This is a genomic window from Robertmurraya korlensis NBRC 107688 (genome assembly GCF_001591645.1).
Lineage (GTDB): Bacteria > Bacillota > Bacilli > Bacillales > Cytobacillaceae > Robertmurraya_A.
On the sequence record NZ_BCVH01000001.1, the window covers coordinates 921,643 to 942,562 of the forward strand.

General features: G+C 39.6%; 17 protein-coding genes. 7 read left to right on the forward strand and 10 right to left on the reverse strand.

Translation table 11 applies throughout. From position 1 onward, the window contains the following. The first annotated feature begins 55 nt into the window (after positions 1–55). Both BKO01S_RS04585 and helD read left to right on the forward strand, forming a co-directional pair. Complete coding sequence (locus BKO01S_RS04585; RefSeq protein WP_232311156.1) at positions 56–1,351, forward strand: MFS transporter; 1,296 nt, start codon at positions 56–58, stop codon at positions 1,349–1,351. Between the two features lie 155 nt (positions 1,352–1,506). Then, positions 1,507–3,792: an RNA polymerase recycling motor HelD gene (gene helD, locus BKO01S_RS04590; protein WP_157077288.1), complete on the forward strand. Its 2,286-nt coding sequence runs from the start codon at positions 1,507–1,509 to the stop codon at positions 3,790–3,792. A gap of 16 nt (positions 3,793–3,808) precedes the next feature. On the opposite strand, the gene BKO01S_RS04595 is transcribed toward helD, so the two are convergent. Beyond that, positions 3,809–5,185, reverse strand: coding sequence for a dipeptidase (locus BKO01S_RS04595; protein ID WP_066049278.1), 1,377 nt, complete (start codon positions 5,183–5,185; stop codon positions 3,809–3,811). A gap of 159 nt (positions 5,186–5,344) precedes the next feature. Between BKO01S_RS04595 and BKO01S_RS04600 the strand changes: the two genes are divergently transcribed. From BKO01S_RS04600 to mscL, 3 genes are all read left to right on the forward strand, one after another. Continuing rightward, the gene (locus tag BKO01S_RS04600; RefSeq protein ID WP_066049280.1) at positions 5,345–8,704 is read left to right on the forward strand and encodes a hypothetical protein; all 3,360 of its coding nucleotides are present in this window, start codon (positions 5,345–5,347) and stop codon (positions 8,702–8,704) included. Between the two features lie 79 nt (positions 8,705–8,783). After that, the gene (locus BKO01S_RS04605) at positions 8,784–9,224 is read left to right on the forward strand and encodes a peptidylprolyl isomerase (RefSeq protein WP_066049283.1); all 441 of its coding nucleotides are present in this window, start codon (positions 8,784–8,786) and stop codon (positions 9,222–9,224) included. A 379-nt stretch (positions 9,225–9,603) separates the two neighbouring features. Next, a complete protein-coding gene (mscL, locus tag BKO01S_RS04610) occupies positions 9,604–10,182 on the forward strand; it encodes a large conductance mechanosensitive channel protein MscL (RefSeq protein ID WP_084361941.1) in 579 nt (192 codons plus the stop codon). A 23-nt stretch (positions 10,183–10,205) separates the two neighbouring features. Here mscL and BKO01S_RS04615 read toward each other — a convergent pair whose 3' ends face one another. The 7 genes from BKO01S_RS04615 to BKO01S_RS04645 form a co-directional block, all read right to left on the reverse strand. Continuing rightward, entirely contained in the window at positions 10,206–10,853 is a 648-nt protein-coding gene (locus BKO01S_RS04615) for a glycoside hydrolase family 25 domain-containing protein (RefSeq protein ID WP_066049286.1), read from the reverse strand. 76 nt (positions 10,854–10,929) lie between these two features. After that, complete coding sequence (gene srtD / locus BKO01S_RS04620) at positions 10,930–11,541, reverse strand: class D sortase, LPxTATN-specific (RefSeq protein ID WP_084361942.1); 612 nt, start codon at positions 11,539–11,541, stop codon at positions 10,930–10,932. A 1-nt stretch (position 11,542) separates the two neighbouring features. Continuing rightward, positions 11,543–12,517: a processed acidic surface protein gene (locus tag BKO01S_RS04625; protein ID WP_066049294.1), complete on the reverse strand. Its 975-nt coding sequence runs from the start codon at positions 12,515–12,517 to the stop codon at positions 11,543–11,545. A 16-nt stretch (positions 12,518–12,533) separates the two neighbouring features. Continuing rightward, positions 12,534–13,337, reverse strand: coding sequence for a processed acidic surface protein (locus tag BKO01S_RS04630; protein WP_066049296.1), 804 nt, complete (start codon positions 13,335–13,337; stop codon positions 12,534–12,536). Positions 13,338–13,484: 147 nt separating this feature from the next. Further along, positions 13,485–15,104, reverse strand: coding sequence for a PhnE/PtxC family ABC transporter permease (locus tag BKO01S_RS04635; protein ID WP_066049299.1), 1,620 nt, complete (start codon positions 15,102–15,104; stop codon positions 13,485–13,487). Then, positions 15,101–15,859, reverse strand: a complete 759-nt coding sequence (locus tag BKO01S_RS04640) for a phosphonate ABC transporter ATP-binding protein (protein WP_066049302.1) — start codon at positions 15,857–15,859, stop codon at positions 15,101–15,103. The genes BKO01S_RS04635 and BKO01S_RS04640 overlap by 4 nt, the downstream gene beginning before the upstream one ends. Positions 15,860–15,869: 10 nt before the next feature. Next, complete coding sequence (locus tag BKO01S_RS04645) at positions 15,870–16,757, reverse strand: putative selenate ABC transporter substrate-binding protein (RefSeq protein WP_066049304.1); 888 nt, start codon at positions 16,755–16,757, stop codon at positions 15,870–15,872. Positions 16,758–17,096: 339 nt separating this feature from the next. Between BKO01S_RS04645 and BKO01S_RS04650 the strand changes: the two genes are divergently transcribed. Both BKO01S_RS04650 and BKO01S_RS04655 read left to right on the forward strand, forming a co-directional pair. Then, a complete protein-coding gene (locus BKO01S_RS04650) occupies positions 17,097–18,293 on the forward strand; it encodes a glycine C-acetyltransferase (RefSeq protein WP_066049309.1) in 1,197 nt (398 codons plus the stop codon). Positions 18,294–18,312: 19 nt separating this feature from the next. Continuing rightward, positions 18,313–19,263 carry an L-threonine 3-dehydrogenase gene (locus BKO01S_RS04655; protein WP_066049312.1) on the forward strand — a complete coding sequence of 317 codons (951 nt, stop codon included), beginning with the start codon at positions 18,313–18,315 and terminating at the stop codon, positions 19,261–19,263. A 37-nt stretch (positions 19,264–19,300) separates the two neighbouring features. Here BKO01S_RS04655 and BKO01S_RS04660 read toward each other — a convergent pair whose 3' ends face one another. Together BKO01S_RS04660 and selD are read right to left on the reverse strand one after the other, a co-directional pair. Further along, positions 19,301–19,594 (reverse strand): hypothetical protein, encoded by a 294-nt coding sequence (locus tag BKO01S_RS04660; protein WP_066049315.1) that lies wholly within the window; start codon positions 19,592–19,594, stop codon positions 19,301–19,303. Positions 19,595–19,712: 118 nt separating this feature from the next. After that, on the reverse strand, positions 19,713–20,750 hold the full coding sequence (selD, locus tag BKO01S_RS04665) for a selenide, water dikinase SelD (protein ID WP_084361967.1): 1,038 nt from the start codon (positions 20,748–20,750) through the stop codon (positions 19,713–19,715). Positions 20,751–20,920 lie beyond the last annotated feature (170 nt).

Below are 20,920 nucleotides of genomic sequence, written 5' to 3' on the forward strand. Positions count from 1 at the left end.
CGGTATTCGAAAGATTCCTATTGCAGAGAGAAACCTATTGGGAGTATGATAACGATTGGATAGTGTAAAATGGAAAAAGAAAGAAGCTGAGTGTATGAAACATTCTTCCTACGAGTATAATGAGAAGCTTAGTATACAAAACGGAATCGCTTCAACGGTCGTTACTAATATTACAAATAATTACTTTACTTTATTTGCAATCAGCGCCTTAGGGGCTAGCAATTATCAGATTGGGTTAATGAATTCTCTACCGCAATTTATAGGTATGTTTGCCATGATCACAGGCTCGATTTTATTAGGTCGCTTACATGAAAAAAAGAAATTTACAGCCATATCTGTTTTGTATACTCGATTATTTCTGTTATTAATGACATTTGTTATTTATATTCCCGATGATTACAGAAGCTGGGTTTTTGTCCTACTAGTTGGATTGATGAATTTTCCTGGTTCGTTTGCACTTGTCAGCTGGCAATCTTTTATTGGAGATTTGATTCCAGAGTCACGGAGAAGTAATTTCTTTAGTAACCGCAATCGTATTTTAACAATTGTAGGTATGATTTCAACCTTTTTTATCGGGTTGGCATTACAGTATTTTCATCCTTCTAATCCATTACCGTACCAGGTTTTATTTTTTCTTGCCTTTTTATTTGGATTAGTCGAAGTGTATTATTTATTTAAACATAAAGAGCCAAAACTAGAAAAGAAAGCTCAAATCAGAAATAAGGGATTAGGTTTGCATGTGTATAAACACAAGCCATTTTTATATTTCTTAGCCTGTGGATTATTCTTTAATTTTGCTTGGCAAATGGCTTGGTCACTATTCAGCATTTATCAGATTAAATATGCGATGGCAACTGGTCTTTGGATTAGCTTATTTGCTGTTGCCAACCAAATCGCACAAATTGTAAGCTTTAAATGGTGGGGAAGAATGGCAGACAAGCATAGCAATGCGAAAATGATGATTTTAGTCTCCATCGGAATGGCATCTGCACCTATTTTAAACGTGTTATCTACGAATCTAGTATACTTATTACTGGTGAATGGCTTCTCTGGTTTCTTCGTTTCCGGTACGGTCTTGATTTTATTTAATCAGCTGCTGGAAGTAACAAAAGAAGAAAACCGAAGCTTATGTATTTCCCATTACAATGTTTTATTAGCATTTGTTGCTTTTATTGCTCCTCAGTTTGGGGTATATTTACTTGAAACCACATCCATGGACATGGCCATGACGACAGCAACGGTATTACGAGGACTGAATGCTTTTCTTTTCTTAGCACTTTATATATTTATGAAAAAAGAGAAAGTAAAGCAAAACTCGCTTATTCCTTCGGTTACACGTACCTCTGGCTAACAATTGTTCTAGAAAGACCTTTTTCAGTCTATACTAACAAAAAGAGGTCGGCATATTCGGTATAACATATAAGCAAGAAGTCATCTTCATACGAGGGTGACTATTTCTTTTCACATGAAATCACTCATGTAGTTTGGATAAAGGGGGAATCGCTAGTGGAATTGGATCGAGAACTTGAACAGAAGAGGGTCAACGAAATTATAAAAGTGATTAACTACAAATCGAACAAAATCTTTAAGCATCTCGAGAAAGTCGGTGGAGATGCACTCGAAATCAGGCAAAACTTCTGGAGCGACGTAACTGTAAATACGTCCGAGACAGATGACCTAGAAGAAACATTCTCAAGTATCAAACAACAAGCGCAGCTCTTATTAGAAAGAGAACGAAGTCAAAGTCAGCTCGATAAGCAAATTAAAACCTTAGCTCGGTTAAAGAATTCACCATACTTTGGTCGTGTAGACTTTTTAGAAAATGGCGAACCAGCAACCGATTCCATTTACATAGGAATTAGCTCCTTAATGGATGAAAACGATGAGAACTTTCTTATATTTGATTGGAGAGCCCCGATATCCAGTCTTTATTACGATTACTCCCCAGGAGAGGCAAAGTATATCACTCCAGAAGGGACCATTGAAGGTGTAATTGAATTAAAGCGTCAATTTTTAATCCGTAACAGTGAGATTCAAGGTATGTTTGATACTGGGATTACCATTGGCGACGAAATGCTACAAGAAGTACTAGGGAATAACGCGAATTCACAAATGAAAAGTATCGTTGCTACTATTCAAAAGGAACAAAATCGAATTATTCGAGATGAGAAGAGCAAGCTCTTAATTGTCCAAGGAGTAGCAGGTAGCGGTAAAACCTCAGCAGCCTTACAGCGGGTAGCGTATTTGCTTTACCGATATCGTGGGAAAATTACTTCTCAAAACATCATGTTATTTTCGCCTAATCCCTTGTTTAATAGCTATGTGTCTACGGTTTTACCAGAGCTTGGTGAAGAAAACATGCAGCAAAGTACGTTCTTAGAATTTCTCTCGTCAAGAGTAGGTGGAAAGCTTGAGCTTGAGGATTCCTTTATGCAGCTTGAAAGCCTCCTCTCCTCCGAGCAAATCAGTTCGTACGAGTTACGAATGAAGAGCATAAAGTTAAAGTCGAGTTTGGACTATAAGGAAATTCTTGACGAATATATTCAAAAACTGGACCATTCAGGACTTCAGTTTCACCCTATTGTTTTTAAAGGGAAGGTTCTTATTTCAGCTAAAGATATAACAGAAAAGTTTTATGGTCTCGATAAACAGGCTAGTATCCCAAGCAGGATGGAAGAGCTAAAGGAATGGTTATTAAAAGAAGTTCGTAAATACAAACGTACAGAAGCAAAGAAAGACTGGGTAAAGGAAGAAATCCAGTTTCTAGATAAAGAAGACTACTTAGAAAGCTTCAAAAAGCTTCAGAAAAAAGAAAATGATGGGTTTCACGATTTTGATGTAGAAGAGAGATTTTTATCAAGTGTGGTCGTTGCCAGATACTTTAAGCCGCTCATCAGAAAAATAAAAAGATATCAGTTTATTGACTACGAACAATTATACCGAAACCTTTTCTTCACTCTATCTGGAGAATGGGAGGAGGTCGTTGGACTTTCATTAAGGCAATTAGAAGAGGGTGTTTTAACCTACGAGGATGCGACACCGTTTGTCTATTTAAAAGAAAAAATAGAAGGAAGCAAATCAAGGCTTGCTATTAAGCATGTGTTTATTGATGAGGCACAGGATTATTCACCATTTCAATTTGCATATATTCGTGAATTGTTTCCGGTTAGCAAAATGACTTTACTTGGCGATATCAATCAAGGGATTTATGCACATACGGATGACACAAGCTCCATTTTACTTGGAGAAGATGTGACAGATAAAGAAACCATTATTTTAACGAAGAGCTATCGATCAACAAGACCAATTGTTGAATTTACAAAAGACCTATTACCAAATGGGAAATTGATTGAACCTTTTAACCGTGAAGGTGAAAAACCAACGATAAGGACTTTTAATAACAAGGAAAGCCATGAACAGGGGTTACAAAGGCTACTTGATCAACTCGTTCGAGCTGGGCATGAAACGATTGCCGTGATTTGTAAAACTGCTAAGGAAAGTGCTACTGTCTACGCTTCCTTAAAAACTAGTCTTGATGTACACCTGGTGGAAAAGGGGACCATCTCTTTCGAAAAAGGGATTACGGTCATTCCCGCATATTTAGCAAAGGGAATTGAATTTGACGCAGTCATCATACATGATGCCTCAGAGCATACGTACTTTCGAGAAAATGAACGAAGACTCTTTTATACCGCATGTACAAGAGCGATGCACGAGCTTCATCTACTTTCTCTAGGTGAGCCGTCAATACTTTTAAGAGATAGTATGGAAAAACTACAGGCAGCCGAATGATCGGCTGCCTGTTTTCTTATGATAAAGACTTAGCTAGCTCGAACCAATACGTACACAGCGTCTCAAGGCCTTTGTCAAAATTATCCAAATGAAAATGCTCATTAGGAGCATGGAAGTGTTCCGTTGATAAACCAAAGCCCATCAATACGACAGGTAAACCTAATAACTGATCAAAAGCTGCAACAATTGGAATCGATCCGCCACCTCGAGTGTAGGCAGTTGGAACATGATACACGGCTTCATATGCTCTACCTGCAGCTTGAATGGCTGGATGATCAAGAGGTGTAACATACGGATGACCTTGATCAAACAAGGAAACATTTACTGTAACTCCTGCTGGAATATGAGCGTTTATATGTTTGGTAAGAAGTTCGGCAATTTCAGCTGGATCTTGATTTGGAACTAAACGGCATGTAATTTTCGCTGACGCTTTAGCTGGGATCACCGTTTTGATGCCATCCCCTTGAAAGCCCCCATAAAAGCCATTCACTTCTAATGTAGGTCTTACATATGTACGTTCTCGGGCAGTAAAGCCTGGTTCTCCATGTAACTCAGAAACTCCTAACTGTTCCTTTAGCTCCTCTTCTATATCACCTAGTGCGGCAAAAGCTTCTCTTTCTTCGTCTGTAATGTCTTGAACTTTGTCATAAAAACCTTCAACTAACACTTTTCCGTCAGGACTGTGAAAGGAATTTACAATCTCCACTAGCGCATGGATGGAATTTTGTATAGCCCCACCATATAGTCCTGAATGAAGGTCACTATTGGCACCAATTACATCAATTTGTAGCCCGCACAATCCGCGTAATCCATAACAAATTGCTGGCTTCCCGGGGCCTTGCATACCTGTATCTGAAATGACAATCACATCAGCAGCCAACAGCTCTTTATTTTCTTCTACAAACTGAGGAAGAGTAGGGCTCCCAATTTCTTCTTCACCCTCAATACAAAATTTGAAATTAACAGGAAGACTACCAGTCGTTCGTAAAATCGCTTCAACGGCTTTAATATGCATAAAAACTTGGCCTTTATCATCACTAGCCCCACGAGCGTATATTTTATTATCACGGATATTCGCTTCAAAGGGAGGCGTATCCCAAAGTTCAAGAGGATCTACAGGCTGAACATCATAATGTCCGTAAACGAGTACAGTTGGCTTTCCTTCATGCTTTAGCCAGTCGCCATACACAACAGGGTGTCCCTTTGTTTCATACACTTGAACATTTTCTATCCCGGCTTCCTCTAAAGCTCTTGCTGTCCATTTCGCAGCTTCTTTCACATCATCTTTGTGCTCTGGGAGGGAGCTAATACTAGGAATCGCCAAGTACTCTGTAAGCTCCTCTAAATGTTTGCTTCGATTCGACGTTAAATGCTGAATAACCTCTTTGTTCATGGATCATTCTCCTTTTATATAACAATTCTCCTTAGTATTTCGATAGACGAAACGAAAAACCCTTTTAAAAAATCCATGGAATTTTTCATAATATTGGTAGATAAAAAAAGGCAAAAAGGGTATAATGGTGTAAAATTACACAAAAAGGAGGATATGACAATGAACTCCAGAGAGAAGGAACGAAGAAATCAAATTTTTCGAGAAGAGCTTTATCTGCTCAAAGAAAAACAACGGATTTCTCATACCATCTATAATCAGGTACTCGAGGAATATGAAGATTACTATCATACAAGTATCCAAAAAGAAATGATAAAGGAAATAAAAACAACACCAGTAAAAACAGTGGTTGTGAAGCCAAAGATAAAGGAAATTGTTCGTGAAAAGAAGAAGCGGACACCCGAGCAATTGCGTGAGAGAAATATCACTTGGTTGCTTAATTTAGGTGTGATCTTGTTACTAATCGGTGGTTTGTATGTTGCAACAAGCAACTGGGAAACCATGTCAAATTGGATGAAGGCTAGTGCTATCGGATTGGTTGCTTGCTTATTCTTCGGAATGGCCTATATTTCAAAAAGGATTCTTCATATCAACCAAACAGCCTTTGCATTTACCGTGCTAGGGAGCTTATTTCTACCGATTTTCCTGTTATCACTTGGGTGGTTTCAGCTATTAGGATCTTATTTCTCTTTTACTGGGGAGGGAAGATACTTCCTAGGAATGGCAAGTGGCTACATACTTGTACCGGTCTATCTATATTTAGCTAAAAAGATTTCATCCCGTCTATTCGTTTGGTTTGCCGGAATTGCTACAACGATAGGTACTGTTTTTTTCCTCACGGCATTACCAATTAAAAGAGATGTTTTTTATCTCGGGATGATTTTGTACCATGCAACCTTGATGATGCTCCATTTTTATATGAAGAAGAAACCATCTTTTACTCTGTTTACGAAAGAGCTTCTTCCGTTTTTTCAAGCCAGCTTAGTCCTGACGACGGCCTTTATGCTACTCCTATTCAATAATCCTGTATTCTATGGGATAAACATCCTATTAACTGCCATTTTATTTATATCAATGGTTTATGTTACTGGTCATAAAAACTATCATTTTGTATTTACGTTATTTTTGGTGTATGGAGTTTATCAGATTGTTGAGAATTCAATTCTTCTAACGATAGGACCACTTATGTATGCATTAGTAGGAACTTTCTTACTAGGGTTGCCTTTCATTCTAAAGGGAGTGGAGTGGAAGAGAATCTTTTCCATGACAAGTGCGATTGTATCACTAGTTGCATTTGTGTATATATCCGCCAAGTCCTTTATCGTCAGCATTGGAGATCCAACTGTTGTTATGATGATCTCTTATCTAATTCTAGCAGGTAATTATTATTATTTAGCTTTTACTGAGAAAAAGCAGTGGTATGCGTACATTACTTCTGGCTTTTTACTAGCTGCTTTATTTGAGCTAATGATGCTGGGTAATAAGGTTGTCATGTTCAATTCTATTCTTCCGTTGTTTTTTATCGGTTTCATCCTTTTCCTTCTCTTTGGTGTAAATGTACCTTCACTGATTAGCCAAAGCTCAAGAGATCTCGGGATAGGAGTTATGCTCTTACCGCTTCTTCCGTCTTGGCTCATGCACAATTGGTGGGAAACAGGGGTAATGTTTGGGCTATTATCACTTTGTTTTATCCTTGGCAACAAAGTGGAAAATCGTTCAATTTATCGGGATATGATTCCTTGGATCATTCCAATTTGTTACGGATTGTGTACGGCCGCCTTTTTCGAGGAAGGAAAGGAATGGTTCCACTGGGATAAGGAAGAAGTGGGTCCAGCTCTTAATTTTATCGCAGGAAGCCTTATTCTACTATTAATCGGAAAAACCAAGAAACTGACCTTTCTTGTATCACAAGCCTTCTATTTGATTGGAATCCTCTATTCATTTAGTTTACCAGTTAATGATTTTCTCAGAGTATTCATTTTCTCTGGGGGGATTGCGATGGCGTATTTGCTTTATCAACAGACTATAAAGAAGGCCTTCACTTATTACGTGACCATTTGCTCTCTCATTTCCTATCTCACTCTTTTATACGCAATTCATGGTAGCGCCCGTTTTCCAATTTGGCTAGAGGAAGAACAGTGGGTCATCGGTGGAGCGATTCTGATTGTAATCAGCTATGTATTTCGGAGCCGCTACCCGGAACTGTCTACTAGCTTCTTATATACAGCCCATGTCTATCTACTAGCATCCATACTACTAACCTTCTTTTTCTATGAAAGTGAGGGAATATGGAGCTTTGTTATTTCGACCGTGTTGTACGGAATGAGTGTCAATCTAACAAGCAAAGGATGGTTGACAAGAGGGTTCCTTTACGGCTGTTATGTAAGCTTATTTATAACGATTAGACTGTTCTTTACCGAGCCGGAGTGGGCTCCCTACTCTTTTTTTGTGACAAGTATCGTTCTATCGATTTGGTGGGGTATTGCTAAAAAGGAATGGAAGGTGTGGACAACCGATTTTCTTGTTCCATTTTCGATTATTGGAATGCTCTCCATACTAACATCGTATCCATTTGGTGAAATTACGTACATTTGTCTTATGCTTTATGGGATTGGGTTATTGATCCTATTACACCTTGAAAACTGGGATTTCCTTGTATTATTCCCATTGATCGTTATGTTAGCTGGCAGTATTCAACTGTCCTTTGTCTCTAGCTTATTTATTCCAGAGAGTAAGACGGTGCTTTTTGCGGTCCTCGGATTGGCATCCTATTTAGCAGGAAAAAGGCTATATAAGGGCCTATTCGTGACAAATGCAAAGCTTCCTTTTCGTTATATCGATGCGTATACAGTCACAGCCTTCCTGTACATCTTATGTTTGTATACGATTGAAACTGAGGGGATTCTCTTCCGGATTTTGCCTGGAATTCTTATATCCATGTTCCTGTGGACACAACAAACCCGTTTAAGCACAAAGCTAGGATGGATCCCTAGATTTTTAGCTGGAGGCTATTTATTAGAGCCATATTATGAAGTGCTAGATCACCTCTCAATTCCTGCCTTAATTGAGAGGGAGCTATATGTTATGCCATTCATTGCACTAGGAATTTATCTAGGACGATGTCTACAGGGAGAATACTCCACACTAATTCAAAGAATTCAATGGGGAATATTAATCGGAGTTTCTCTGTTACTTGTACAAGATGGCTTACAAAGCAACACCGTGTATGACGCTATTATTGTTGGTACACTTTCATTCGTTTCGATTTTGGCTGGGGTTATCCTTCGAATCAAATCGTACTTCTTCGTAGGTTCAGGGGTCCTCTTACTAAATGTCCTACTACAAACTAGACCTTATTGGGGAAATCTCCCATGGTGGGTGTACCTGCTTCTTTCTGGCTCTCTCTTAATTACTGTCGCTAGTTATAACGAATGGCATAAACAAAAGCGGGGAAAAGCCGAGTCGTCAAAGCTTGAAGAGATAGGAAAGAAGATTTTGATGAGACTAAACACATGGAAATAAAAACTGTAATGTTTGTTTTTTCTACTAGAGTAATGATATGATATAAACTGATTTTACATAAGAAGGAGATGTTCTCATAATGGCTAAAAAAGGATACATAACAATGGAAAATGGGGAAAAAATTGAATTCGATTTATTCCCGAACGAAGCACCTGGTACAGTTGAAAACTTTGAAAAATTAGCAAAAGAAGGATTCTACGATGGAGTTACTTTCCACCGTGTTATCCCTGGGTTTGTAAGCCAAGGTGGAGACCCAACTGGAACTGGAGCAGGCGGCCCTGGTTATTCTATTAAATGTGAAACAGTAGGAAACCCTCACAAGCATGAAGAGGGAAGCCTTTCTATGGCACATGCTGGAAAAGATACAGGCGGAAGCCAATTCTTTATCGTTCATGAGCCTCAACCACATTTAAACGGAGTTCATACTGTATTCGGTAAAGTAACTTCAGGAATGAGCACAGTGAAAGCGATGAGAAACGGCGACACAATGAAAGAAGTTCGCGTATTTGACGCTGAGTAATACAAAGGAAGAGTCCAAATTGGGCTCTTTTATTTGTTTGTAAAAAGCTGTAAGTAGATGAGAGGGAAGCGTAACGAAAAGGGGAAAGACGTTGGCTCCTTGGATTCTGAAACAAAAATAATCTTCATTTGTACAGATGAACTTCATTTGCTCCAACTTTTCGGCGTTTAATGATCCTCATAGGAGCGATGAACTTCATTTCCTCCTTTTTTCCAGCATCTAATGATCTTCATAAGGGTGATGACCTTCATTTGCTTCAACTTTTCGGCTTTTAATGATCTTCATAACAACGATGACCTTCATTTACCTCAACTTTTCCGCTTCTAATAATCATCATAAACACGATTAAACTTACCCGCAACATGCAACTTCCCAACGAATGAACCTTAGTCCCCATTCATATATTGGTACAAGTGTGCAAAAAAGGGAGGGGACGACCATTCGTTTTTTAAGAAATTTTAAAGAGTTCGCAACGAGGGGAACTGTCGTTGAGATGGCGATAGGAGTCATTGTTGGTACAGCTTTTGTAAAGATGGTGGATTCGTTTGTGAAGGATATCATAACCCCACCGCTAGGATTAATTTTAGGAAGAGTTAATTTCTCAAATATGTATATCTCCCTTACCGGAAAAAGCTATACGACTCTAGCTGAAGCCAGGGAAGCGGGGGCCATTACGGTCAACTATGGCGTATTTATCGGAACAATTATTGATTTTGCGATCATCTCTCTTGCTACTTATTTTGTTCTTTTACAGATAGGTCGTTTAAAAAAGGCACCTGTTGTAAGCATCCCAGTCAAGGAATGTCCATTCTGTTTAGCTAATATTCCGGCTAAAGCGATACGTTGTTCACAGTGTACCTCCCATTTAACAATGGGTGGGGAAAATCAGACCGGGGAACAGGACAACGATAAGCGAGTAAAGATTCATTTTCGACAAAATAAAAAGCGCTTGAGCTAATCATTCTCAAGTGCTTTACAATTTTACCAAAGCAATTCATATAGACGACTATTAATTAAATTCGTGTCAATCGGACATTGTGGCGCATCCCGGCCATATTGCCAACCCCAAACATTCGCCTTACATGGCGGCTTTTTCGGACGGAAGTTAGGCGCACTTCTTGGTCTCGTTGGTCCTGGCTCAGGCTCTGCACTCCATAAAATAAGTTGATTGGCTACTTTATTATCTTTAGCAACAGCCGCGCAATAGGCTTTGTTAAACTCTCCACGAACCGGATCAAGATATAAGCCAGCCTTGTATCCACTAGGGTACATCGCATCAACAAAACCTCTAATCCATTCTTCATCGACTTTAAAATACTTCTCAATATTGCCAAACACCACTTTGCCTTTAGGGATACTTAATCGTCTTGCGTGGTAAATTGCATTTTGTGCAACAACTTTCCCTTCACGATACCCTATGGCTTCACGGAAATTACTTATGATCGGTAACAGCTTCGTACCTCTATTACGAATAAAACTAACTTCTTCTCTAGTGAGCCCAGCTACCTTTCCAGGAATAGGTGCTAAATATCTTCCCCAATAAGAGGGCTTCCCAAATTCCTCTTCCACACAACTATACAGGTCCTCTGTTACTTCTGCAGCAGAGTCAACACCCCAATAATAAGCCAATGGTCATTCTCCCTTCAACTTATGCTAACTTTAGATTATATCGGGAGATTCATGTCCTTATTCCAAAAAAGCGTGATTACCTGGGATGATTCCAAGTAACCACGCGCTGTTTATTTATAAGCTTAGCACTAATAATATAGCGCTCAGGTGCATTTCCTAAAAAATAAAAGGGATAACAGGTTGTTACGGTCAACGTTGCTCTCGGCTTAGGAGTCATTACTGTTTGATCATCTGCTTTTACAATACGTATCCGGTGGATTTTATAGGTGAATGTTCCTTCCGCAGTTGTAACAACCAATTCATCACCTTCCTTCAGATGACGCAAGCCTCTAAAAACGGTGTCTCGATGGCCGGAAAGAATCGTATTATTCTCCTCACCTGGGAGAGCACTTCGAATATAATGACCGACTCCGGTACGCAATACTTCTTTTCCTGTACCCTCAAAAATAGGAAACGATTGTTCCAGTCGGGGGATGTACAGTTCACCTAGTTTCTCACAGATAGCTGGTTTTACCTCATATACTGGCCACTGTTGCTCAGAAGGAGCTTCTGTCACTTCTGCCGGAGAAGAGGGATTTGTTTTGACCGGTTGGACGGAAAGGTATCCTTGAAGGTAATAAAATGTATTTACGGCAGTAAGGCTTATCCCAATAAGGAGTAAGCCCACAGCCAGACACTTTATTTTCATACTATTTAATCAGGTAAATCTTCTTCTTTTTACGTGTAATGTAAAGGATACCTACCCCTAATACGATGATCATAACTCCCAGAATGGTATACATCATATAGTGACTTGCCGTATCAGGTAATGCATTGTGGCGAAGGTTGGTTAACTCGCCAGCTAAATCGGCAATATCTGTTACTTTTTCTGCTGCGTTTAATACAAAGTCCCCGGTTAGCATTTCCTCTGAAAGCTGAACATCCATTAAAAGCTCTCCCGCAGTATTGTATAATTCAACCATGAGTGACATCCCCGTAAAGTCAGTCATCTCAGTTAATGCGGCAAAGGATATCGGAGTTTTTTCACCATTCATATTAACTTGATAGAACTTTGCTTGCAAATCAAAGGCACTGATCATTTCTCCCCATAGATTTTGAAGCTCTTGTTTTTGTTCATCCGTTAGTTCTGCTTCAGGATCTAGCATCATAAGCTCCTCTAGGCGAGCTCCAACTTCTTCCATCTTCGCCTCTAACTGAAGTTCATCTAATGATTCAAAATGAGCAAATAATCTCTCCGATTCTTCTTCCGTTATCCCGATTGCTGATAAGAACTGTTCTAAATCCTCGAGCATTGTATCGTGATTTAACGCAAAGTCAATCGTCAGATCAAGTTCTTCGATGGAAAAATGCTCCTCGACTGTCATGCCGAACTCCTCTAATAAAGCGTCCAGTTCTTCACGGGTCATCCCATATTGATCGAGGAGAAGGGATACGGACTCCTCCGTAATCGGTGTTCCAATGAACTCACTTAATTCCGCTGCATTCGCAAAATCGTCTAACGTCATCTCATAGTAATCAAACATTTCTTGAAGACGCTCACGAGTGATTCCTTTTTCTGCAATAACTGTACTTACCTCATCCTCTGTTACAGCTGCCATAACGTTTGGAGTAAATACATGTAATGACAATACGAGCACTAAAGCTAAAGCAATGATTTTGTTCATGTATACCTTCCTTTTATTATTTTAATGTGGAGATTGTTTTTTTCCTTATTATGAAAAGACCAAATCCTGACAGAGCAAGAATGAGGCCGAGTAAAATACCGGTTCCATAAAAGCTCGCGGTATCAGGAAGCTCTGCTACTAATTCGCCAACATCTGCGACCTTCTCAAAAGCACTTAATACAAAATCTCCCGATAGCATTTCGTTCGTTAGTTCGACATCAGCAAGTAACTCACCAGTTGTACTATTCAATTGTACAAGGAGAGCATCACTAGTAAATTCTTTTGCTTGTAATAGCTGCTCATACGATATAGCTGTATTTTCTCCCGTAGAATCCACTAAATAAAAGGTAGGCTCAAGCTGCATAACATTCATCATTTCAACAAATAGGGAAGAGAGCTCTTCTCTTTCTGTATCTGAGAATACTGAGTCAGAAGCCATCATTACTTCCTCAATTCTTGTATCAATAGCCACCATTTGTTGCTGCATTTCATCCGAATCGATTTTCTCAAGGTGGTCAAATAGTCTATCAGCTTCCTCCTCCGTAATACCAATTGAGGCTAAAAATTCCTCTAGATCCTTTAATACAGAGAGGTGATTCAAGTAAAAATCTACGGCATTTGCTAATTCTTGTTTGGATTCATGCTCATCAATTGATGTACCATATTCGGCCAAAATTACATCCAGTTCTTCTCTCGATAAATCGTACTCTGCTAATATTTCGTTAACTTCCGTATCTGTCACAGCTGCATTTGCAATCGGAATACCCAATTGCAAAAAAATAAGACCGAACAAGATAAGCGCACTTATTTTTCTCACCATACTAATCCTCCATTTCGAAAGTATCGATAATGGTATTGTTTGTAAATTAATGAAAAACATACTCGTTTTTCCTAATGAATGTTATTGTTTGCTATTATTGGAATAAAAAAAGAGCACCTTAGTGAAAAGGTACTCAAAATGATTTGATCATTTGGCCGCTTTACGCGAAAGCTCGGATAAAAAGTCCGCTAACCAAACAAGTAGTAAATAACAAAGGATAATTAATGTAATATCTGAATAATGGAAATAGCTCATACTTAGTTTAAACTGCTGACCAAGCCCGCCAGCACCGACAAAACCTACAACAATCGTCGTTCTCATAATTACTTCCCAACGATAGAGGATAAAGCTTAAAAACTTCGGAAGTACAGAGGGAAGAACACCATATAACAGGATTTGTGCGTGACTTGCTCCTGAAGAGGACAGATGTCGGATCGGTCTCTCATCCAAATCTTCAATGACCTCCGCACATAACTTCCCAAGTATACCAAAGTTATGTAGAGCTAAGGCGACAGCTCCTGGAAGAATGCCAGGCTGAAAAATAAATATAATCATCATTGCCCAGATTAATTCCGGTACCGCTCTACTTAAAATATAGGACGCTCGAATGAGCAGGAAGGATACCCAAGAAAAAAAGGAACGGCTCATCGTAAGCTTACCATTCGCCACATTTCGTGCAGCAGGCACAACCGTAATCAGCATGACAATCGTAGCCATACCTATAGCAATAATACTCATCATCAATGTATCGTAAGTAAGCTGCAGGGTATGTATCCAGCTCTGAGCTGAAAAAAAGGTAGGTGTCTCTTCACCAATTCCTAGTAAGCTCAGGAAAAACTTTTTCGCATATTCACCATTTTCATCTGTAAACAAAGTGAAAAAGGAGGCATGCTCGACTTTATACAAGTACATCCAAGATCCAATCACTAAAGATAAAGAGAGTAAGAATGATAGCATGGAAAAGCGTGACGAACCTTTGGATAAGCGAGAACGCCACCCGCTACTCCACCCATCTATAACGATAACAATCGCCATCAAAAACAACACAAACGTCCACACTTCTTCATAGTTCAAATCATCTAATGAAAGCTGGATCTGATACCCAAGTCCACCTAAACCAACAAAGCTCATAACCGCAGAGGAACGAACCGCGCATTCGAAACGGTACATCGTATAAGAAATCATATTGGCTCTTACAAGAGGAAAATACCCATAAAACAACAGCTGCCACTTGGAAGCACCCGTTGACTGTAAAGATTGTATCGGTTCTTTTTTAACATCTGATAGCATATCGGCAAAGATTCGTCCGAGTATCCCTCCATAAGGAATCGCGATAGCCAAAATTGCGGAGTAAGGTGTAAGACCGAAAGCAGAAACAAACAGCAATGCCCAAACTAGCTCATGAATGGCGCGAAGAAATCCAAGTAATCCACGGAAAAATCTTTTACTAAGCATAGATAATGGGTGTTGAGAGTTCTGTATTACACCCGAAGCCAAAACCCCAAATATAACGGCAATAACGATAGCAATGGTCATTCCAGCTACCGCATACGTAAGTGTCACCCAAGCAGAGTCAAGGGCGAGAAGAAGGATTTCTGGAGAAAGATTTGGATGTAGCATCGCCTCAATAATCTGTAGGAAGGTCGCGCCTCCACCTGGGTGAAGTAGTGGTTCCTTCCAATCAATCACCCGTAAGCTCCATAAAAAAACGAGAACCAATAAAAGGGTGAGAATATTCTTTTGTTGAAATCGAAGACTCTGTTTCATTCCATCGTCTCCCCCAATTTATAAAGCTCACTTAGGTGACGATCGGTTAATTCACCAACAGGAAGATCGAAAACTAGAGCGCCCTCTCTAAGACCAATGACTCTAGTAAAGTATTTTTTTGCATAGTCGACGGAATGAAGACTAGCAATCAGTGTTTGCTTCTCTTCTAGAACAAGCTTCGTTAAAATGTCTAACACATCTTCTGCTCTAGCGGGATCAAGAGAGGCGACTGGCTCGTCCGCTAAAATAATTTCCGGCTCCTGGACAAGCAATCTTGCTAATGCTACACGCTGCTGCTCACCACCAGATAACGAGCCAGTTTGTTCAAGAATTTTATGAGCCAAACCCACTCGTGTAAGTGCTTTTTTTGCCATTTCTTTTTCTTGAGGAATCACTAAAGAAAGGATAGATTTCACTAAACTCCAGTCCGCTAGTTTTCCAGCTAAAACGTTATGTACAACGGGGAGCGCATTAACTAAATCGAACTGCTGACGAATGACACCAATTTTTTTGGCACGTACTTTTCGATTTCGATAATAGGAGGGAGGTTGCCCATCAATTATTAGCATTCCTGTCCCACTGACTTGAGACAAAGATAAGACATTCAAGAGCGTGCTCTTTCCAGCACCACTTGGTCCAATAAGAGCGATTCTTTCCCCCTTATTAATCAATAAAGAAAGGGAAGATAAGGCTATCTTCCCGTCAAATGAGACTGATACATCTTTTAGATCGATGATGTTTTGACTGGTCTCCACATCTACACCTCTACTTAATAATACCGATTTGTTTTGCCACTTTTTCAATGGCTTCATAGTTTTCATTTTTTGTTTCGATAAACTTATCCGTTTGGAAAAGATCCAAAATGGTTTGCTGTTCACTGTCCATAGAAAGGAGGGCATCTGTTATTTTTTGCTTTACTCCTGAATCGTATCCCTCAAGCGTATTAATCGTCCAGTGATAGTCATAGTAGGCAGGGGTTGTATAAAATACATCCACTTTGCTCGTATCGACTTTTCCTTCGGCAACCGCCGCTTCCCAAACCGCTTCGTTTAAGGCACCCGTTTGAAAAGCACCTGATTCTACTAGTTTATACGTTTTATCATGTGAACCTGAATAAGATGGGTTCCCGTTAAAATCTTGTTCGGCATTAATGCCTTCTTCCATTAAATAATATCGGGGCATTAAATGTCCAGAAGTTGAGCTTTCACTACCAAAAGTAAAGCTTTTCCCCTTTATGTCACTTAACGATTTTAATCCCAGTTCTTTTTGAGCAATAAAGACCGAATGGAATTCTTCATCACGAGGTCTTTGGGCAATGGCTTCCGCGTCAGGAACCCGGTTTCTTGCTTGAACACCTGTTAACCCTCCGAACCAAGCTAGTTGGATTTCTCCACGCTCAAATGCAGTAACTAGTGCTGCGTAGTCTACTGATGGCACATACTCAACCTCTAAGCCTGTTTCAGCAGAAAGGTAGTCTGCCACTTCACCCATGCTGCGGCTTAAAACCGAAACATCCTGGTCAGGAATCGCACCAATTTTAAGTGTTTGTTTCGTTGTTTCTTCTTGTTCCACGGCTTCTTCCTTATCCTCTGCACAACCACTTAAAAGACCGAGTAGCAGTACAAATGCTAGGAACGATACTAACTTTTTCATTAATAATTTCCCCCAATCATTACTAATTACTATTTATGTAGAATAACAACCCTCACAATTTTTACCCTCACCTTATCAGGTAATCGTAAAAAACCTCATTTTCTAATCATACTAAAATTTTAAGCTTAACACTACTGATTTATTGCTTTAGAAATGATTTATCAATTATTCTCATAAATCCTTCTCCAAATATGTCCACGCACTATGCACAACGAAATAAAATATGATAAAGTAAATAGTATAAAAACCTTTATTTTCAACGTTTCATCTACATAACGACTGTCTTTCACCAGTGGACAGTTGTTTATTTCGCAACAACATAACAAGGGGGATATTGGTATGTCAAGTAAGAAATTAGCCGCGTATTTAAATGGAAATTTAGAAGATTTAAAGGGGAAGGGTCTATATAACGTAATCGACCCACTTGAAAGCGCAAACGGTCCAATGATTACGATTACCGGAAAAGAGCTCGTGAATCTTTCTTCCAATAATTATCTAGGACTCGCCACCGATTCTCGTCTTAAGGAAGCAGCATTGGAAGCCATCCAACAGTATGGGGTAGGAGCGGGTGCTGTTAGAACAATTAATGGAACGTTAAAGCTTCACATAGAACTAGAGGAAAAGTTAGCTCAATTTAAGCAAACAGAAGCCGCGATTGCTTACCAGTCAGGTTTCAACTGTAATATGGCTGCCATCTCAGGCATTATGGATAAAAACGATGCCATTCTTTCTGATGAGTTAAATCATGCGTCTATTATAGATGGATGCCGTTTATCTAGAGCAAAAGTCATTCGCTACAATCATTCTGACATGGACGATCTTCGTGCAAAAGCAAAGGAAGCAATGGAATCAGGTCTTTACAATAAAGTAATGGTGATAACGGATGGTGTGTTTTCCATGGATGGCGACATTGCAAAGCTACCTGAAATCGTTGAAATTGCAGAGGAGTTTGATTTAATCACATATGTGGATGATGCTCACGGATCTGGTGTCCTTGGAAAGGGTGCTGGAACGGTAAAGCACTTCGGATTATCAGACAAAGTAGATCTACAAATCGGGACTCTATCAAAAGCTATCGGAGTTGTCGGTGGTTATGTAGCGGGGAATCAAGATTTAATAGACTGGTTAAAGGTCCGTAGTAGACCGTTTTTATTCTCTACCTCATTAACTCCAGCTGATGTTGCTGCTAGTATTCGTGCCATTGAATTATTAATGGAAAGCTCTGAGTTAAACGAAAAGCTTTGGGAAAATGCCAACTATCTAAAAGAAGGCCTAGTTAAATTAGGCTTTAATATTGGTGACAGTGAAACTCCGATTACGCCATGTATTATTGGTGATGAAGTGAAAACTCAGGAGTTTAGCAAGCGACTTTACGAAGAAGGTGTTTACGCAAAATCAATCGTCTTCCCAACCGTACCAAAAGGGACTGGAAGAGTGAGAAACATGCCATCGGCTGCGCACTCAAAAGAAATGCTAGACAAAGCACTTGTTATTTATGAAAAGGTTGGGAAAGAGCTAGGAATCATCACAGAGTAAGCATAATTGGAGGAGAAACATGAAACGCATTTTGATTACCGGTGCATTAGGACAAATCGGATCAGAGTTAACCGTCAAGTTAAGAGAAATTTATGGTACTGACAATGTGGTGGCAACTGACATTCGCAAAAATGAAAGTAAAGCAGCTTTAAATGGACCATTTGAGATGGTAGACGTGACAGACGGGGCTAGAATGCTAGAAGTAGCGAAGAACTATAAAACAGATACTGTTATTCATATGGCAGCACTCCTATCAGCGACGGCAGAAGCAAATCCTGTGTTTGCTTGGAATTTGAATATGGGTGGACTGATGAATGCACTTGAAACAGCTCGTGAGACGAAAAGTCAGTTTTTTACACCGAGCTCGATTGGAGCCTTTGGTCCTACCACACCTAAAGTAAATACCCCTCAGGACACGATCCACCGTCCAACGACGATGTATGGTGTAAATAAGGTAGCAGGTGAGCTACTTTCGGATTATTACTATCATCGGTACGGGGTTGATACAAGAGGTCTTCGATTCCCTGGATTAATATCGTATGAAACTGCACCAGGTGGAGGTACAACTGATTACGCAGTCGAAATTTATTACAAGGCTCTTAAGTTTGGACAGTATACCTCCTATATAAAAGAAGGGACGTACATGGATATGATGTACATGCCTGATGCGCTAAATGCCATCGTTGATTTAATGGAGGCGGATGCATCCCGACTCGTCCATCGAAATTCCTTTAATGTGACAGCCATGAGCTTTGCGCCTGAGGAAATTGCCGCCGAAATCAGAAAGCACATTCCATATTTTACAATAAAATACGATGTGGACCCCATTCGTCAAGGAATTGCTGACAGCTGGCCAGACTCAATTGATTGTACCGCTGCTAGGGAAGAATGGGGCTTTAAAACGGACTTTACATTAGAGACAATGACGATTGATATGCTGGAACAATTAAGAAAAAAGATTATTTCATAAGGGAAGAAGGGAGCTGTTCATTATGGCAGCCCCTTTTTTATCGGTTATGACAATATACCCCTAACATATCTTTTACTGTATTGGCATCATTCGTTTGAATATAATAGTGGTCACCGTCTAACTGTCCAGAAAATTCTTTGATTCCTTGCTGCTTTAAAAAGTCATCCACATCCTCAATAGAATCAGATTGATTTAATAAGATCTTATATCCAACAAAATCATTGTTTACATAGATTTCATAGCGATCATCCTGTAGCTTTCCATTAGCAAAATCTTCTGATGGAAAAAAATTCCCACTAACAATTTGCGACTGTATACGTGAATCCGACATAGTTTAGTTCCCCCCTTTAATCTCTTTAAAGGTTAGCATCTCCGTATATCCTGAAGCTATGGATGGTAGTTATACACAAAAAAGCAGCGAATGTGAGCATTCACTGCCTTTGTATAGATCATTTTACATAAATTAGCTTATCTTTCTTTTCCACAACTTGGCCAATAATGGTATATACGGAATCAATTGACGTATACTGCTCAGCTTCCTCTGAAGAAAGAGCGATCAAAAGTCCACCTGAAGTAATGGCATCACAAAGGACCAGCTGTTGTTGTAACGTTATTTCACTGCTATAATCGATAACCTTTTCAAGCCATTTATGATTAGACTTGGAACCGCCTGGAACAATCCCTTGCTCAGCAAGCTCGTAGGTCCCATCAAGAACAGGTACTTTTTCAAGATCAATCTCAAAACTCACGTCACTGCCCCTAGCGATCTCACTCGCATGACCTAGTAAGCCAAAACCTGTGACATCTGTAACGGCATGTGGAGAGAAGTCCTTTAATCGTTCACAAGCAACTTTGTTCAACTCCGCCATAAGCAGCGTAACCGTTTCCTCTTGTTCCTTTGTTACGACAGAGCGTTTAATTCCAGTAGTCATAATACCAACACCAATTGGCTTTGTTAAAACAAGCACATCACCAGGCTTTGCCCCAATGTTTTTCCAAATTTTGTTTGGGTCAACGATACCTGTCACCGAAAGTCCGAATTTAGGCTCTTGATCATCAATGGAGTGACCACCGATCGTTAATGCTCCGGCCTCAACCACCTTATCACTCGCGCCTTTTAAAATCTCAGATAAAATTTCTGCTCCTAGCTTTTTAACAGGATAGCCAACAATATTTAATGCCGTTTTCGGTGTTCCACCCATGGCGTACACGTCACTCAATGCATTAGCTGCTGCAATTTGACCAAACATATATGGGTCATCAACAATTGGTGTAAAATAATCAATTGTTTGAATGATGGCTAAAGAATCTGTTAACTGATATACCCCTGCATCGTCAGACGTTTCATGTCCGACTAACAGCTCTGGGGTTCTTTTTTGTTCAGGTAAAAGGCGCAAAACTTGCGCTAAGTCCTCAGGACCAATTTTACAGCCTCAACCAGCCTTCGTAGAAAGGGAAGTTAGTCGTACTTTTTCTAACTCGCTCATCATCACTCACCTCCAAGATTTAGTATACAACCTATACGGAGGAAAATCACTTTTTTAGTAGTACGGATAAAGGGAAGTTAGTAACCTTGCGAAAACTAGTAAAACTGTAATAAAATAGCTTTATCACAAATAAATGAAAGTTTTGTGAAATCTTTCTGCAGAAAATGGAG

Coding starts and splice junctions, on each gene's coding strand:
- BKO01S_RS04655 (WP_066049312.1), top strand. CDS start 18,313: ATGAAACGCATTTTGATTACCGGTGCATTAGGACAAATCGGATCAGAG.
- srtD (WP_084361942.1), bottom strand. CDS start 11,541: ATGAAAATAAAGTGTCTGGCTGTGGGCTTACTCCTTATTGGGATAAGC.
- BKO01S_RS04660 (WP_066049315.1), bottom strand. CDS start 19,594: ATGTCGGATTCACGTATACAGTCGCAAATTGTTAGTGGGAATTTTTTT.
- BKO01S_RS04645 (WP_066049304.1), bottom strand. CDS start 16,757: ATGAAAAAGTTAGTATCGTTCCTAGCATTTGTACTGCTACTCGGTCTT.
- BKO01S_RS04595 (WP_066049278.1), bottom strand. CDS start 5,185: ATGAACAAAGAGGTTATTCAGCATTTAACGTCGAATCGAAGCAAACAT.
- BKO01S_RS04635 (WP_066049299.1), bottom strand. CDS start 15,104: ATGAAACAGAGTCTTCGATTTCAACAAAAGAATATTCTCACCCTTTTA.
- BKO01S_RS04605 (WP_066049283.1), top strand. CDS start 8,784: ATGGCTAAAAAAGGATACATAACAATGGAAAATGGGGAAAAAATTGAA.
- BKO01S_RS04650 (WP_066049309.1), top strand. CDS start 17,097: ATGTCAAGTAAGAAATTAGCCGCGTATTTAAATGGAAATTTAGAAGAT.
- BKO01S_RS04625 (WP_066049294.1), bottom strand. CDS start 12,517: ATGAACAAAATCATTGCTTTAGCTTTAGTGCTCGTATTGTCATTACAT.
- mscL (WP_084361941.1), top strand. CDS start 9,604: ATGAACCTTAGTCCCCATTCATATATTGGTACAAGTGTGCAAAAAAGG.
- BKO01S_RS04630 (WP_066049296.1), bottom strand. CDS start 13,337: ATGGTGAGAAAAATAAGTGCGCTTATCTTGTTCGGTCTTATTTTTTTG.
- BKO01S_RS04600 (WP_066049280.1), top strand. CDS start 5,345: ATGAACTCCAGAGAGAAGGAACGAAGAAATCAAATTTTTCGAGAAGAG.